Source organism: Microbacterium sp. ProA8, assembly GCF_039905635.1.
In the GTDB taxonomy this organism is placed as follows: Bacteria; Actinomycetota; Actinomycetes; order Actinomycetales; family Microbacteriaceae; genus Microbacterium; species Microbacterium chionoecetis.
The window spans coordinates 785,279-799,454 of the sequence record NZ_CP157000.1; the positions used below are offsets into that span (position 1 = coordinate 785,279).

The following is a 14,176-nucleotide window of genomic DNA, read 5'->3' on the forward strand; positions in this document are numbered from 1 at the left end:
TCAATGAAGAAGGTCTTGGCGTGCGCGGTCGTGGCGATCGGCCTGGTGCTGGGCAGCGGCGGAGCAGCGATGGCGGGCGAGGTCAACGGCAACGGCGATGACATCGGCGCGCCCGAGAATGCGGCCTCGGAGTGCGTCTTCTCCGGGCTCGACACGGCGGACGACATCGAGGGGACCGGACCGGAAGGGCTCGGCGACGACGTCTTCGCGGAGCGCGGGAACCAGAAGCACGGCTATCACGGCGTGCAGAACTTCGGCATGTTCCGCAGCGACCCGGTCGCGAAGGAATTCGTCGCCGGATTCAACCCCGGCATGGCCTGCCGCGGCAACATGTAACCGACGGGAGAGCGACAGCGATCAACGCGAAGCGTCTCCGCGCCCCCGGCCGTCCTTCGGCCGGGGGCGCACTCGCGCCGCCGCGTCCGGGTTATACCGCAGCATCCAGAACTTTTCAAGAATCCGACTGGACACGGCGCGTCGTCCGACGTATAGTAGGTCTTTGCGCTCTTGGATTCCCCCTGCCCTCATATGGTGGTCGGCTGTGCCTGCGCCCCCCCGCGTTCACGCGAGGAGTGCCGCGCGGGTTTCGGGGAAGAGAGCACTCCACCTGACGACAAGGAAACGAGCCCTACGGGCCCACGGAGGTAATCCCCTTGGCTGCTGCGCGCAACGCATCCAACCCCACCACCCCCAAGAACGGACGCGGAGCTTCCCGCCTCTCGTTCGCCAAGATCTCCGACACGCTGACGGTCCCCGACCTTCTCGCGCTGCAGACCGAGTCGTTCGACTGGCTCGTCGGCAACGAGGCCTGGAAGGCCCGCGTCGCCCAGGCGAAGGCCGACGGTCGCACCGACGTGCCCGAGATCAGCGGCCTCGAGGAGATCTTCGAGGAGATCAGCCCGATCGAGGACCTGAGCGAGACCATGCAGCTCTCGTTCACGAACCCCTACCTCGAGCCTGAGAAGTACTCCATCGAGGAGTGCAAGGAGCGCGGCAAGACGTACGCGGCCCCGCTCTACGTCGAGGCCGAGTTCATGAACCACCAGACCGGTGAGATCAAGACCCAGACGGTCTTCATGGGCGACTTCCCGCTCCAGACCGGCAAGGGCACGTTCATCATCAACGGCACCGAGCGTGTCGTCGTGTCGCAGCTCGTCCGCTCGCCTGGCGTCTACTTCGACAAGACCGCCGACAAGACGTCCGACAAGGACATCGTCTCGGCGCGCGTCATCCCGAGCCGTGGCGCATGGCTCGAGTTCGAGATCGACAAGCGCGACCAGGTCGGCGTCCGCATCGACCGCAAGCGCAAGCAGTCGGTCACCGTCTTCCTCAAGGCGCTCGGCCTGACCAGCGAGGACATCCTCGCCGAGTTCGCCGGCTTCGACTCGATCGAAGAGACGCTGTCGAAGGACACGATCCTCACCAAGGAGGACGCGCTCCGCGACATCTACCGCAAGCTCCGTCCGGGCGAGCAGGTCGCCGCCGAGGCCGCCCGCGCGCTCCTGGACAACTTCTACTTCAACCCGAAGCGCTACGACCTCGCGAAGGTCGGCCGGTACAAGATCAACCACAAGCTCGGTCTCGACAAGCCGCTGTCGGACTCGGTCCTGACGGTCGACGACATCGTCGCCACGATCAAGTACCTCGTGCGCATCCACCGCGGCGACGTCACCTTCGACGGCGTGCGCGGCGGCAAGCCGGCCGAGATCCGTCTGGACGTCGACGACATCGACAACTTCGGCAACCGTCGCATCCGCGCGGTCGGCGAGCTCATCCAGAACCAGGTCCGCACCGGTCTGTCGCGCATGGAGCGCGTCGTCCGCGAGCGCATGACCACGCAGGACATCGAGGCGATCACGCCGCAGACCCTGATCAACGTCCGCCCCGTGGTGGCCGCGATCAAGGAGTTCTTCGGAACGTCGCAGCTGTCGCAGTTCATGGACCAGAACAACCCGCTCGCGGGTCTGACGCACAAGCGCCGCCTCTCGGCCCTCGGCCCCGGCGGCCTGTCGCGTGAGCGCGCCGGCGTCGAGGTCCGCGACGTCCACCCGTCGCACTACGGCCGCATGTGCCCCATCGAGACCCCGGAAGGCCCGAACATCGGCCTGATCGGCTCGCTCGCCTCATTCGCGCGGATCAACGCGTTCGGCTTCATCGAGACGCCGTACCGCCGCGTGGTCGACGGCAAGGTCACCGACCAGATCGACTACCTGACCGCCTCGGAAGAGAGCGACTACATCGTCGCCCAGGCCGGTGTCGAGCTGAAGGCCGACGGCCGCTTCGCCCAGGACCGCGTCCTCGCCCGTCGCGGCAACGGCGGCGAGGTCGACCTCTTCCACTCGGAGGAGATCGGCTACATGGACGTCTCGCCGCGCCAGATGGTGTCGGTCGCGACCTCGCTCATCCCGTTCCTCGAGCACGACGACGCGAACCGCGCCCTCATGGGCGCGAACATGCAGCGCCAGGCCGTGCCGCTTCTCCGTTCGGAGTCGCCGGTGGTCGGCACGGGCATGGAGGGCTTCGCCGCGATCGACGCCGGTGACGTCGTCACCGCCGACAAGGCCGGTGTCGTCGTCGAGGTGTCGGCCGACGTCGTGACCGTGCAGCTCGACGAGGGCGGCACGCAGGACTACTTCCTGCGCAAGTTCGACCGCTCCAACCAGGGCACGAGCTACAACCAGCGCGTCGTGGTCTCGGCCGGCGAGCGCGTCGAGGCCGGCGAGGTCATCGCCGACGGTCCCGCGACGGAGAACGGCGAGCTCGCGCTCGGCAAGAACCTCCTCGTCGCATTCATGACGTGGGAGGGTCACAACTTCGAGGACGCGATCATCCTGAGCCAGGACCTGGTGAAGGACGACACCCTCTCGTCGATCCACATCGAGGAGTACGAGGTCGACGCCCGCGACACGAAGCTCGGCAAGGAGGAGATCACCCGTGATCTCCCGAACGTGAGCCCGGACCTCCTGAAGGACCTCGACGAGCGCGGCATCATCCGCATCGGCGCCGAGGTCCGCCCCGGCGACATCCTCGTCGGCAAGGTCACGCCCAAGGGCGAGACCGAGCTGTCGGCCGAGGAGCGCCTGCTGCGCGCGATCTTCAACGAGAAGAGCCGCGAGGTCCGCGACACGTCGCTGAAGGTGCCCCACGGTGAGCAGGGCACGATCATCGCGGTCAAGGAGTTCAACGCCGAGGACGGCGACGACGAGCTCGGCTCGGGCGTCAACCGCCGCGTCGTGGTCTACATCGCCCAGAAGCGCAAGATCACCGAGGGTGACAAGCTCGCCGGCCGTCACGGCAACAAGGGCGTCATCGCGAAGATCCTCCCCGTCGAGGACATGCCGTTCCTCGCGGACGGCACGCCGGTCCAGGTCATCCTGAACCCGCTCGGCATCCCCGGTCGAATGAACTTCGGCCAGGTCCTCGAGCTGCACCTCGGCTGGATCGCACAGCAGGGCTGGAAGGTCGAGGGCACCCCCGAGTGGGCTGCCCGGCTGCCGCAGGAGGCGTTGGAGGCCCCCGCGGGCACCAAGGTCGCCACCCCGGTGTTCGACGGTGCCTTCGAGGCCGAGATCGCCGGTCTGCTCGACTCGACGATGCCCACGCGCGACGGCGACCGCCTGATCGACTCCACGGGCAAGACGCAGCTGTTCGACGGCCGCTCCGGCGAGCCGTTCCCGGCTCCGATCTCGGTCGGCTACATGTACATCCTGAAGCTGCACCACCTCGTGGACGACAAGATCCACGCGCGCTCGACGGGCCCGTACTCGATGATCACCCAGCAGCCGCTCGGTGGTAAGGCGCAGTTCGGCGGTCAGCGCTTCGGCGAGATGGAGGTGTGGGCCCTCGAGGCCTACGGCGCCGCGTACGCGCTCCAGGAGCTCCTCACGATCAAGTCCGACGACATCCTCGGCCGCGTCAAGGTGTACGAGGCGATCGTCAAGGGCGAGAACATCCAGGAGCCCGGCATCCCCGAGTCCTTCAAGGTGCTCATGAAGGAGATGCAGTCGCTCTGCCTGAACGTCGAGGTGCTCTCGGCCGACGGCACGGCGGTCAACCTCCGCGACACCGACGACGACGCCTTCCGTGCAGCGGAAGAGCTCGGCATCAACATCTCCAGCCGCTTCGAGTCGTCGTCGATCGACGAGATCTAAGCGCGCCAGGTAACGAACGAATTTCCGACACAGGAGAACCAGTGCTCGAATCAACCACTTTCGATCAGCTTCGCATCGGCCTGGCCACCGCTGACGACATCCGTCGTTGGTCCTACGGCGAGGTCAAGAAGCCCGAGACCATCAACTACCGCACACTGAAGCCCGAGAAGGACGGTCTGTTCGGCGAGCAGATCTTCGGACCCTCGCGCGACTGGGAGTGCGCGTGCGGCAAGTACAAGCGCGTCCGCTTCAAGGGCATCGTGTGCGAGCGCTGCGGCGTCGAGGTCACCAAGTCCTCGGTGCGCCGTGAGCGCATGGGCCACATCGAGCTCGCCGCGCCCGTCACGCACATCTGGTACTTCAAGGGCGTCCCGTCGCGCCTCGGGTACCTGCTGGACATGGCGCCGAAGGACCTCGAGAAGGTCATCTACTTCGCCGCCTACATGGTGATCTCCGTCGACGAGGAGGCTCGCCACCGCGACCTCTCGACGCAGGAGAACAACATCCGCCTCGAGCTCAAGACGCTCGCGGACCGCCGCGACGCGCGTGTCGCCGCTCGCCTCCAGAAGCTGGAGGAGGAGCTCGCCGCGCTCGAGGAGGAGGGTGCCAAGGCCGACCAGAAGAAGAAGGTCAAGGACGCCGCCGAGAAGGAGATGGCCGGTATCCGCAAGGGCACCGACGACCAGATCACGCGCCTCGAGAAGGTGTGGGAGGACTTCCGCACGCTCGAGGTCGGCCAGCTCAAGGGTGAAGACGAGATCTTCCACGAGCTGCAGGACCGCTTCGGTCAGTACTTCGAGGCACACATGGGCGCCGAGTCGATCAAGCGCCGCCTCGAGGCGTTCGACCTCGCCCAGGAGTCCGAGGACCTGCACCTGCAGATCTCCGAGGGCAAGGGCCAGCGCAAGATCCGCGCGATCAAGCGTCTGAAGGTCGTCAACTCGTTCCTGCAGACCGGCATGAGCCCGGCCTCGATGGTGCTCGACGTCGTCCCGGTGATCCCGCCGGAGCTGCGCCCGATGGTGCAGCTGGACGGCGGCCGCTTCGCGACCTCCGACCTGAACGACCTCTACCGTCGTGTGATCAACCGCAACAACCGCCTCCGTCGCCTGATCGACCTCGGTGCTCCCGAGATCATCGTCAACAACGAGAAGCGGATGCTGCAGGAGGCCGTCGACGCGCTGTTCGACAACGGCCGCCGCGGCCGTCCCGTCACGGGCACGGGCAACCGTGCGCTGAAGTCGCTGTCCGACATGCTCAAGGGCAAGCAGGGCCGGTTCCGTCAGAACCTGCTCGGCAAGCGCGTGGACTACTCGGGCCGTTCGGTCATCATCGTCGGCCCGCAGCTCAAGCTCCACCAGTGCGGTCTGCCCAAGCAGATGGCGCTCGAGCTGTTCAAGCCGTTCGTGATCAAGCGCCTGATCGACCTCGGTCACTCGCAGAACATCAAGGCGGCCAAGCGCGCCGTCGAGCGCACGCGTCCCGAGGTGTGGGACGTGCTCGAGGAGATCATCCGCGAGCGTCCGGTGCTCCTCAACCGCGCACCTACGCTGCACCGTCTCGGCATCCAGGCCTTCGAGCCTCAGCTCGTCGAGGGCAAGGCCATCCAGCTGCACCCGCTCGTCTGCGCCGCGTTCAACGCGGACTTCGACGGTGACCAGATGGCTGTGCACCTGCCGCTGTCGGTCGAGGCCCAGGCTGAGGCCCGCATCCTGATGCTGGCGTCGAACAACATCCTGAAGCCGTCGGACGGCCGCCCGGTGACCCTGCCCTCGCAGGACATGATCATCGGTCTGCACCACCTGACCACGGTCATCGAGGGCGCAGCCGGCGAGGGCCGCGTGTTCGGCTCGGTCGGCGAGGCGATCCTGGCCAAGGACGAGGGCACCCTCGACCTGCAGGCCAAGGTGCGCATCCGCGTCCCCGGACTGACGTTCCTCGAGGGCGAAGCGCCCGAGGGCTACGAGCGCCACGGCCTCGTGGACGCATCGCTCGGCCAGGCGATCTTCAACGACACGCTCCCCAAGGGCTACCCGTTCGTTCGCGAGCAGGCCGACAAGGGCAAGCTGTCGCAGATCGTCAACAAGCTGGCGGAGGAGTACCCGAAGGTGGAGGTCGCGGCTTCGCTCGACCGCATCAAGGACGCCGGCTTCTACTGGGCCACCCGTTCGGGTGTCACCGTGGCGCTCAGCGACATCCTCACGCCCCCGAACAAGGGCGAGATCGTCGCGGGCTACGAGAAGCAGGCCGCGAAGGTCCAGGCGCAGTTCGAGAAGGGTCTCACCACCGACGCCGAGCGTCGTCAGGAGCTCATCAAGATCTGGACCGAGGCGACCGACGAGGTCCAGAAGGCGATGCGGGACAACTTCCCGGCCGACAACACCATCAACCGGATGGTCTCGTCGGGTGCTCGTGGTAACTGGCTGCAGATCCGCAACATCGCGGGTATGCGAGGCCTGGTGAACAACCCCAAGGGTGAGATCATCCCGCGTCCGATCATCTCCTCGTACCGCGAGGGTCTGTCGGTGGCGGAGTACTTCATCGCGACGCACGGTGCCCGTAAGGGTCTGGCCGACACGGCCCTCCGTACGGCCGACTCGGGCTACCTGACCCGTCGTCTCGTGGACGTCTCGCAGGATGTCATCATCCGCGAGGAGGACTGCGGCACGACCAAGGGCCTCGAGTTCACCATCGCCGCCCCCGGCGCCGACGGTGAACTGGTGCGCGACGCGAACGTCGAGAACTCGGTGTTCGCCCGCACGCTCGCGGCCGACGCGGTCGACCCGAAGGGCGAGGTCGTCGCCTCCGCCGGTGAGGACGTCGGCGACGTGCTCATCGACAAGCTGGTGGCGGCGGGTGTCGAGTCGATCAAGGTCCGCTCGGTGCTCACCTGCGACTCGGCCGTCGGTGTCTGCGCGAAGTGCTACGGCCGTTCGCTCGCGACCGGAAAGATCGTCGACATCGGCGAGGCCGTCGGCATCATCGCGGCCCAGTCGATCGGTGAGCCCGGCACGCAGCTGACGATGCGTACCTTCCACACCGGTGGTTCGGCCTCGGCCGACGACATCACGCAGGGTCTTCCCCGCGTGCAGGAGCTGTTCGAGGCCCGCACCCCCAAGGGTGCGTCGCCGATCGCCGAGGCCGATGGCCGCATCACGATCGATGAGACCGAGAAGTCGAAGAAGGTCATCCTCACGCCCGACAACGGCGACGAGCCGCACGTCTACCCAGTCCTGAAGCGCGCGACGCTCCTGGTCGAGGACGGGCAGCGCGTCACGGTCGGTCAGCCCCTGCAGGTCGGCACGCTCGACCCCAAGGAGGTCATGCGTGTGCAGGGTGCCCGCGAGGTGCAGAAGTACCTCGTCAACGGCGTCCAGGGCGTGTACCGCTCGCAGGGTGTGCCGATCCACGACAAGCACATCGAGGTCATCGTCCGTCAGATGCTGCGGAAGGTCACCGTGGTCGACCACGGCGACACGACGCTGCTGCCGGGTGAGCTGGTCGACTTCAAGAAGTACCAGAACATCAACCGCGAGACCGTGGCCGAGGGCAAGCGCCCCGCGTCGGGTCGTCCCGAGCTGATGGGTATCACGAAGGCGTCGCTCGCGACCGAGTCGTGGCTGTCGGCCGCGTCGTTCCAGGAGACCACCCGCGTCCTGACGCAGGCGGCCATGGAGGGCAAGAGCGACCCGCTCGTCGGCCTCAAGGAGAACGTCATCATCGGAAAGCTCATCCCCGCCGGAACCGGCCTCGCGAAGTACCGCGATGTCACGGTCGAGGCGACGGAAGAGGCCAAGAGCGAGCGGTACCCCAACCGCATCTTCGCCTCGGACGGCGCGTACACCGACGCCGACCTGAGCTACGTCGACTTCGACAGCTTCTCGACGGACGGTTTCACCACCGACTACAACTGAGTCGACCGGGTCCCATCGGACCCGCATGTCGCAAGCGAAGGGCCCTGGCTTCTGCCAGGGCCCTTCGTCGTTGCGGGGGACGGATGCCGCGACTCAGTACTGCGTCGTCCGCCCCGTGTCACCCGTGGTGCCGGTGGTCCCCGTGGTCCCGGCGGTGCCGGTGGTCCCGGTCGTGCCGGTGCTGCCCGTCGAACCGCCGCTCGGGGCGACGTTCTCCTTGACCCGCTCGGCGGTGCTCTGCGCCTCCGACTTCACGGTCTCGGCGGATGCGGCGGCCGAATCCTTGACCTGGTTCACGGCGTCCTTCGCCGGCTCCTTGAGGTTCTGCGCCACGTCCTGCGCGGCATCCTTCGCCTTGTCCACCGCCTTGTCGACGAGCGGCTGCGCCTGGTCGCGGAGCTGGGTGCTCCAGCGCTTCTCAGCGTCCGTCGTGGGGATGAGGCTCGCGACGAGGAAGCCGACGCCCGCGGCGAGGAGGCCGACCACCAGGGGCGTGCCCTGAGTCTGCGCCTTCGCGCGGTTCGGCAGGTCCTTCACCGCGTCGCCCGCTGCACCGAGCTTGTCGCCCACCGTGTGGCCGGCCGAGGATGCCGAGCCGCCGACGTCGTCGGCGACGCCCATCACACGGCCCTTGACGTCGCCGAGCACCTGCCGGACACGCGTCTTCTGCCGTTCCATGATCTTCGGGGGCGAGACCTTGTCGGCGAGGGCGTCCACATCCCGGCCCAGTTCGTCGCGCGTCACCTCGATATCGGCGCGGATCTGATCTGCGTTGCTCATTATCGGTTCTCCTGATTTCTCTTGAGCGCGTCGGGGATCTCCTTGACGGTCTCGACCGTCTTCGGCGCCCCCTGGACGGTCTTCAGTCGCTTACGCCCGACGGCGTAGAGGATGGCGGCGATGATGGCCCAGATGACGGCCACGATCACGGCCGACCAGCCGAGGCTGTCGATGAGGTCGCCAAGACCCCACCACAGGGCGACGGACAGGAAGAAGACTGCCATCGCGCCGGCATATCCGGCGCCGCCGAGGAGCCCTGCGCCCGCGCCTGCGCGCTTGGCCGACTCCGAGAGCTCGGCCTTCGCAAGCTCGAGCTCCTTGCGCATGAGCTCCGACAGGTCGCGCGAGACCTCGCCGACCAGTTCGCCCAGCGATGTCTCGGCCGCCTTCTGCTGAGACGGCGTGGGCATGTCGGTCATCGTCGTGCCTCTCCTGTCGCGGACCACTCGTCTTCTGCTCCGGTGGTCGCACCCGGGGCGGCGCCGGTCGTCAGCGGGTCGCCCGAGAGGGCGTCGCCGATCGGGGTGTCACCCTCGTAGCCCGTCGTTCCGGCACCGGCCGCCGTGCCACCGAGGCCGGCGGTGGTCCCGCCTGCGACTGCCGGCGAGCCCGTGACGAGCGGCTGCTGGGTGCGGCCATAGGCATCGAGCGTTCGGTCCGTGGTCCGATCATTGTCGCGGGCGTCGGAGACGAGAGCCCGGGTGAGGCGGCCGGCGACGAGGCCGACTCCGACCGCGATGGCCAGGAAGGCTCCCGTGTGCCGGCGCGCGAAGGTCCGGACCTCGTACACCACGTCGGCGGGTTCTTTCTGCTCCAGCCAGTCGGCGACGCGGCGGGTCTGGTCGCCGACGGCGCGCACGGCTTTGGTCGCCGCGCCGGAGCCCGTAGCCGTGCCGTCAGCCAGCCCGGCGAGCTCGTCGCTCGTACTGCGCAGCGCACCGGCGGCGCGCCGCTGCTGGGTCGACGCCTGGTCCGACAGTTGCGCGCGGGTCTCGTAAAGGAAGCCGCGAGCGGCGTCCTTCGCGTCGTGGGCCACGTCCTTGGCCTCTTCGCCGGCGACGCCGGCGACGTACTTGGCACCCGCGTCCACCTCGGCGGCGGTCTCGACCGCACGCTCCTTGACGTCGCCTGAGCCTGTGCTCTGGCCTGAACCCGTGCTCTGGTTCGCATACGGATCGGTGTCGTAAGTCGACATGCTCCTCCTCCACTCTCACGTGCGGCGTCGTCCGGCGCTGTGCCGGACCTGGGGTTCCGCTTGTGGTCTAGATACCGTCCGTCATTCCGGGCCTTTGGGAGAGGGGGTCGAAGTCGGCGCGGCGGGAGTGTATATTGCCCTGCCCGGGAGCGGCCGCCGGGCATCGCGTTCGGTCGGTCTGCCGTCCATGCGCGGGGCCGTTCACGGCGTGTATCGGGGCCATCCGGTGGTTCCGGCTTACCGTGGAAGGCGGAGGTTGGGGGCCCCATGTCGCGGATCGGCGGTCGCAATGCCTGGATCGCCGTGCCCGCCGGGATGCTGTGCGCCGCCGTCGTCGGCACGCTCGTGTGGCTGTCGCTGCCGATGCTGCCCGTGACGGTGGCGTGGATCGGCGACACGCTGCGCAGCGCCACGGCGCCGCAGCCGAGTGCCACGCCCCGTCAGACGCCGGCGCAGACGGCGGCGGAAGGCGGCGCGATCGACTGTCGCACGCTGTACGCCGACGATCTGTGGAACGAGCTGATGTGGCGGCCGGGGTCGCTCCTCGGCCAGTCCCAGGCACCGCCCGCGACGACCGCGACGTCGTTCGCCGACGCGGCGGCGCCTGAGGTGCTGGTGACCTGCACGTGGCGGTTCGACAGGGGCGGCATCGTCACGACGCTCTCTAAGGTCGACGCGGATGCCACCGCGATCGCCGAGGCCGCGCTCGCGGGCGAGGGGTTCTCGTGCGAGGTCGATGGCGCGGCGACGGCGTGCGCACGCACGCGGGGCGCCGTGCGCGAAGAGCACACCCTGCGCGACGGGCTCTGGCTCGTGAGCGTCGAGACGCAGTGGCATCCCGACGATTTCGGAGCGCGACTCGATCGCACGATCTGGGGCTGACCCCGAGGGCTTCCTCAGCCGAAGATGCTCGCGACCACCGCGGCCGTGTACCCGGTCGGCGCGAGATTCGAGTACGCGGTATCGACGAGGATGTCGTCGCGCCAGAACAGCGTGCGGCCGTCGGTGACCGGGTAGGTCTCGTTCTGCCACGTCTTCTCGCAGCGCGTGCCGCCGTCCGGCGTGTAGCAGGTGTAGCCCTCGTCGGCGACCAGCTTGTTGAGCATCTCGAGCGCCGGGCCCCGCGACATGTAGCTGATGGTGGTGACGAGCCCCGTCGTATCGGTGGCGGGGTCGCGCCACACGCACACCAGGCCGCCGTCGGGCTGCGGACCCGACGAGCCGAAGGCGGGATCGTTGAGCGGCACCGCGTCGAGCTGCGCCAGCACATCGGCGGTGAGGATCGCACGGCAGTCGTCGGGGATGTCGGCGAGGGCGGTCGCCGACGGTGTCGGGGTGGGCGTCGCGGAGGCGTCCGCCGAAGGGGTCGGCGTGTAGGTGAACTCACCGCCCGCGGGGGCCTCGTCGGGGGCGCACGCCGTCAGGACGACGAGAGCGAGGAGGACGGATGCCGCGCCCGCGCCGCGCCACGGCGCTCGGGTGGGCGTGGGGGCGGGTGTGCGCGCGACGCTGCGCGGGCCGGCGGGGGCTGACACCGGGAGCCGGGTCGCTGGGGATGCCATGGGCCCAGGGTAGTGGGGCGGCACCCCGCGAGACGCCGCGCCGGGCGCCGGCCGTGGATTCTCCCGGCACGCCTCCGCGGCATGCGGGGACCTGCGGGCTACTCTGCCACTGCGGGGACTGGCCCTGCGTGAGGAGTGCCTGCGATGAGTGACCCCAAGTCGTCTTACGGCGAACCCGTCGAAGAGCCCAACGGCGTCGACGACGTCGTCGGCCGTGCGAACGAAGGTCTCGCCGACGCAGAGGCCGCCCGTCGTGACGCGGTCACCACCGACGCCGCCACCGCCGAGGCTCCGAGCTCCGCCGACCGATCCGATGACACCGTGGTGTCCGAGGGGAGCACCGTGTCCGACGACACCGCCTCGACCGTGACCGACGACGCCGCCGCCCGCCGCACCGCCGAGCCGGCAGAGGTCGCGAGCGACGAGGTCGTCGCACCGGCGACCGCCGCCCCGACCGACCCCGAGCCCGACCCGTGGGCATCACCCGAGGCGGCGTCTCTCGAGTACACGTCGACCGCGGCGCCCGTCGCACCGGCGGCTGCCGACGATGCGCCGACGATCGTGGCGGCACCGGTCGTGACGCCGAGCGAGCCGGTCGTCGCCGAGCCCGCGGTCGCCGCCGCCGCCGCTCCGCAGCCCATCTTCGTGCAGGCGCCCGAGGCGCCGCGGCCGCGCGGCAACCGCGCGGCAGCCGGCGCCATCGGCCTTCTCGCCGCCCTCGCGTTCGCGGTGCTCTATCTCGCCGTCTGGCTCGGCGTCGGCGCCATCGAGGGAGAGGTCACCGGCGAGAACGTCGGCACGACGGTCCTCGGGGCGCTGGCCACCTGGTCGCTGTGGGTGCCGGTTGTGGTCTTCTTCGTCGCATTCTGGCTGCTCGGCGCGATCATCAACCGCGGCCGCTGGGGCGCGTGGGTCATCCTCGGCATCCTCGTCGGCGTCGCCGCCTACGGCGGCCACATCCTCGGCGCGCTGTTCCAGGCGCCGTTCTGGGAGCTCACGGCGAGCGAGGGCGGCGACCTCGCCGAGGCCGAGCTGCTCACCCCGCTGGCGATCGCCGCGTTCGTCATCGGGCGCGAGCTCACCATCTGGTTCGGCGCCTGGGCCGCGGCCCGCGCGGCGCGCGTCACGGAGCTCAACATCGAGGCGCAGCGCGAGTACGAGCGCACGCTCGAGGCCGGGCCGCAGCTCGTCCGCGCGTAGCCGCACCCCGCCCGCGGAGCCGGTCCCGACGTAGGCTGGCGCCATGGCCGATGACGGGGCAGGACCACCGTCGGCCGGGCCGGTGCGCCCGCCGATCGCGCTCGCGTTCGCGACGATCGGCTTCGTCGCGCTGACCATCTTCGGACTCGGCATGACCAGCCTCCTCGTGGGTGAGGACGTCATCGCAGCGCCGGGCCTCGGGCAGATCCCGGGGATCGCCGGCGTGGTGTGCGCCACGCTGGCGTTCGCCGGCGGACTGTGGGCCGCGATCGCCCACGCCGGCAGCCCCGCGGATGCCGCGGCCCCCGGTGCCGAGCCGGCAACGGGAGTCGCGGGCGCCGGGTCGCCTGCCGGGGCAGGGACGAGGCATCCGTCGTACTGGGGTGCCGCATGGACGACAGCCGCCGCGTTCCTCGCCTACGTCGGCGGGGTGTGGTTCGGGGCCGTCTTCACCGGCGCCGACCTCGGCGTGGCGACGGCGGTCGCCGGGCGCCTGGCGACATCGTGGTTCGGTCTGGCCGTCGCGGCGGCCGCGTTCGTGTCGGCGTGGAGCGGGATCGCGCTCGTGCGCACGCGCGCGCATCGTCCGCGGTGGCCCTGGGAAGACGAGTTCGACGAGTGAGCGGCGCGCCGTCACCGCGGAAATCCGCGCTGATCCGGGCGGGAACGGATGCCGCGTACTAGCGTTGAGCGGGTGGAGCGGTCGCTCGAGACCCAGGTCAGCCAGGCGGTGGACGCCTGGCTCGCATGGTTGCCGCGGTGGGAGCCCGCGACGCACCGCGGCCGGACGGCTCCGTGCCGCCGATGCTTCGGGTCGCCGGTGCTGTCGGCTGCCGGTCTCGGAGCCGATGTCCCGCACGGCGTGCAGCACGGCCTCTCGACCCGGATCAAGACGATCGTCGACCGCTCCGTGGCCGAGTACACGGCGCTGAACCTGCCGATGCTGCAGGGCGAGCTCGATCAGCAGGCGGCCCGCAACCGCGCACGCAGCTATCGGCCAGGGGAAGGGCTCGATCCCGAGTTCGAGGGCCTGCCACTGGATCCCGACCCGGTGCCGGGCGCGCCGTTCCTCTTCACGATCGCCGGCCTCGCCGAAGAGGCCGATGCCCACGTGCCTGAGCTGCCGCCGCTCACCGACGAGGCGAAGGCGGCGCTCCGGCAGGAGGTCGGCCTGGCCGACGACTACGCCAACATGGTCGGCCGCGAGGTGTGCACCATCCTGCTGCACCACCGTCTGCGCATCCAGGCCGCCGTGAGCGAGTTCGTCGAGCCGCAGATCGAGGCCATGCTCGCCGATCTCACCAAGTCGCTCGACGCCCCTTTCGATCCGCACGACCCCGGAGACGCCCCCCGCCTGGAGTGAGCCGTCCACAG

General features: G+C 69.3%; 11 protein-coding genes. 7 read left to right on the forward strand and 4 right to left on the reverse strand.

All coding sequences use genetic code 11. The features are described from left to right. Window positions 1–3 precede the first annotated feature (3 nt). From ABG085_RS03410 to rpoC, 3 genes are all read left to right on the forward strand, one after another. On the forward strand, window positions 4–336 hold the full coding sequence (locus ABG085_RS03410) for a hypothetical protein (protein ID WP_347978040.1): 333 nt from the start codon (window positions 4–6) through the stop codon (window positions 334–336). Between the two features lie 317 nt (window positions 337–653). After that, window positions 654–4,151: a DNA-directed RNA polymerase subunit beta gene (locus tag ABG085_RS03415; protein ID WP_347978041.1), complete on the forward strand. Its 3,498-nt coding sequence runs from the start codon at window positions 654–656 to the stop codon at window positions 4,149–4,151. 41 nt (window positions 4,152–4,192) lie between these two features. Further along, a complete protein-coding gene (rpoC, locus tag ABG085_RS03420; RefSeq protein ID WP_163618828.1) occupies window positions 4,193–8,065 on the forward strand; it encodes a DNA-directed RNA polymerase subunit beta' in 3,873 nt (1,290 codons plus the stop codon). Between the two features lie 93 nt (window positions 8,066–8,158). Here the strand turns inward: rpoC and ABG085_RS03425 are convergent, their stop codons facing one another. Genes ABG085_RS03425 through ABG085_RS03435 form a run of 3 tightly spaced genes read right to left on the reverse strand, consistent with a single transcriptional unit; the run spans window position 8,159 to window position 10,040 of the window. After that, window positions 8,159–8,845: a DUF3618 domain-containing protein gene (locus tag ABG085_RS03425; RefSeq protein WP_347978042.1), complete on the reverse strand. Its 687-nt coding sequence runs from the start codon at window positions 8,843–8,845 to the stop codon at window positions 8,159–8,161. After that, window positions 8,845–9,264, reverse strand: a complete 420-nt coding sequence (locus ABG085_RS03430; protein WP_347978043.1) for a phage holin family protein — start codon at window positions 9,262–9,264, stop codon at window positions 8,845–8,847. Before ABG085_RS03430 ends, ABG085_RS03425 begins: the two co-directional genes overlap by 1 nt. After that, window positions 9,261–10,040 carry a hypothetical protein gene (locus ABG085_RS03435; protein ID WP_347978044.1) on the reverse strand — a complete coding sequence of 260 codons (780 nt, stop codon included), beginning with the start codon at window positions 10,038–10,040 and terminating at the stop codon, window positions 9,261–9,263. Before ABG085_RS03435 ends, ABG085_RS03430 begins: the two co-directional genes overlap by 4 nt. Before the next feature lie 267 nt (window positions 10,041–10,307). Between ABG085_RS03435 and ABG085_RS03440 the strand changes: the two genes are divergently transcribed. Then, window positions 10,308–10,922 carry a hypothetical protein gene (locus tag ABG085_RS03440; protein ID WP_347978045.1) on the forward strand — a complete coding sequence of 205 codons (615 nt, stop codon included), beginning with the start codon at window positions 10,308–10,310 and terminating at the stop codon, window positions 10,920–10,922. Between the two features lie 14 nt (window positions 10,923–10,936). On the opposite strand, the gene ABG085_RS03445 is transcribed toward ABG085_RS03440, so the two are convergent. Then, window positions 10,937–11,602 (reverse strand): hypothetical protein, encoded by a 666-nt coding sequence (locus ABG085_RS03445; protein ID WP_347978046.1) that lies wholly within the window; start codon window positions 11,600–11,602, stop codon window positions 10,937–10,939. A 144-nt stretch (window positions 11,603–11,746) separates the two neighbouring features. On the opposite strand from ABG085_RS03445, the gene ABG085_RS03450 reads away from it, so the two are divergent. The 3 genes from ABG085_RS03450 to ABG085_RS03460 all read left to right on the forward strand — a co-directional run bounded on the left by ABG085_RS03450 (window position 11,747) and on the right by ABG085_RS03460 (window position 14,165). Beyond that, window positions 11,747–12,802, forward strand: a complete 1,056-nt coding sequence (locus ABG085_RS03450) for an ABC transporter (RefSeq protein WP_347978047.1) — start codon at window positions 11,747–11,749, stop codon at window positions 12,800–12,802. A gap of 43 nt (window positions 12,803–12,845) precedes the next feature. Further along, a complete protein-coding gene (locus ABG085_RS03455) occupies window positions 12,846–13,424 on the forward strand; it encodes a hypothetical protein (protein ID WP_347978048.1) in 579 nt (192 codons plus the stop codon). Between the two features lie 72 nt (window positions 13,425–13,496). Continuing rightward, on the forward strand, window positions 13,497–14,165 hold the full coding sequence (locus tag ABG085_RS03460) for a spermidine/putrescine ABC transporter substrate-binding protein (protein ID WP_347978049.1): 669 nt from the start codon (window positions 13,497–13,499) through the stop codon (window positions 14,163–14,165). The last annotated feature ends 11 nt before the right edge of the window (window positions 14,166–14,176 follow it).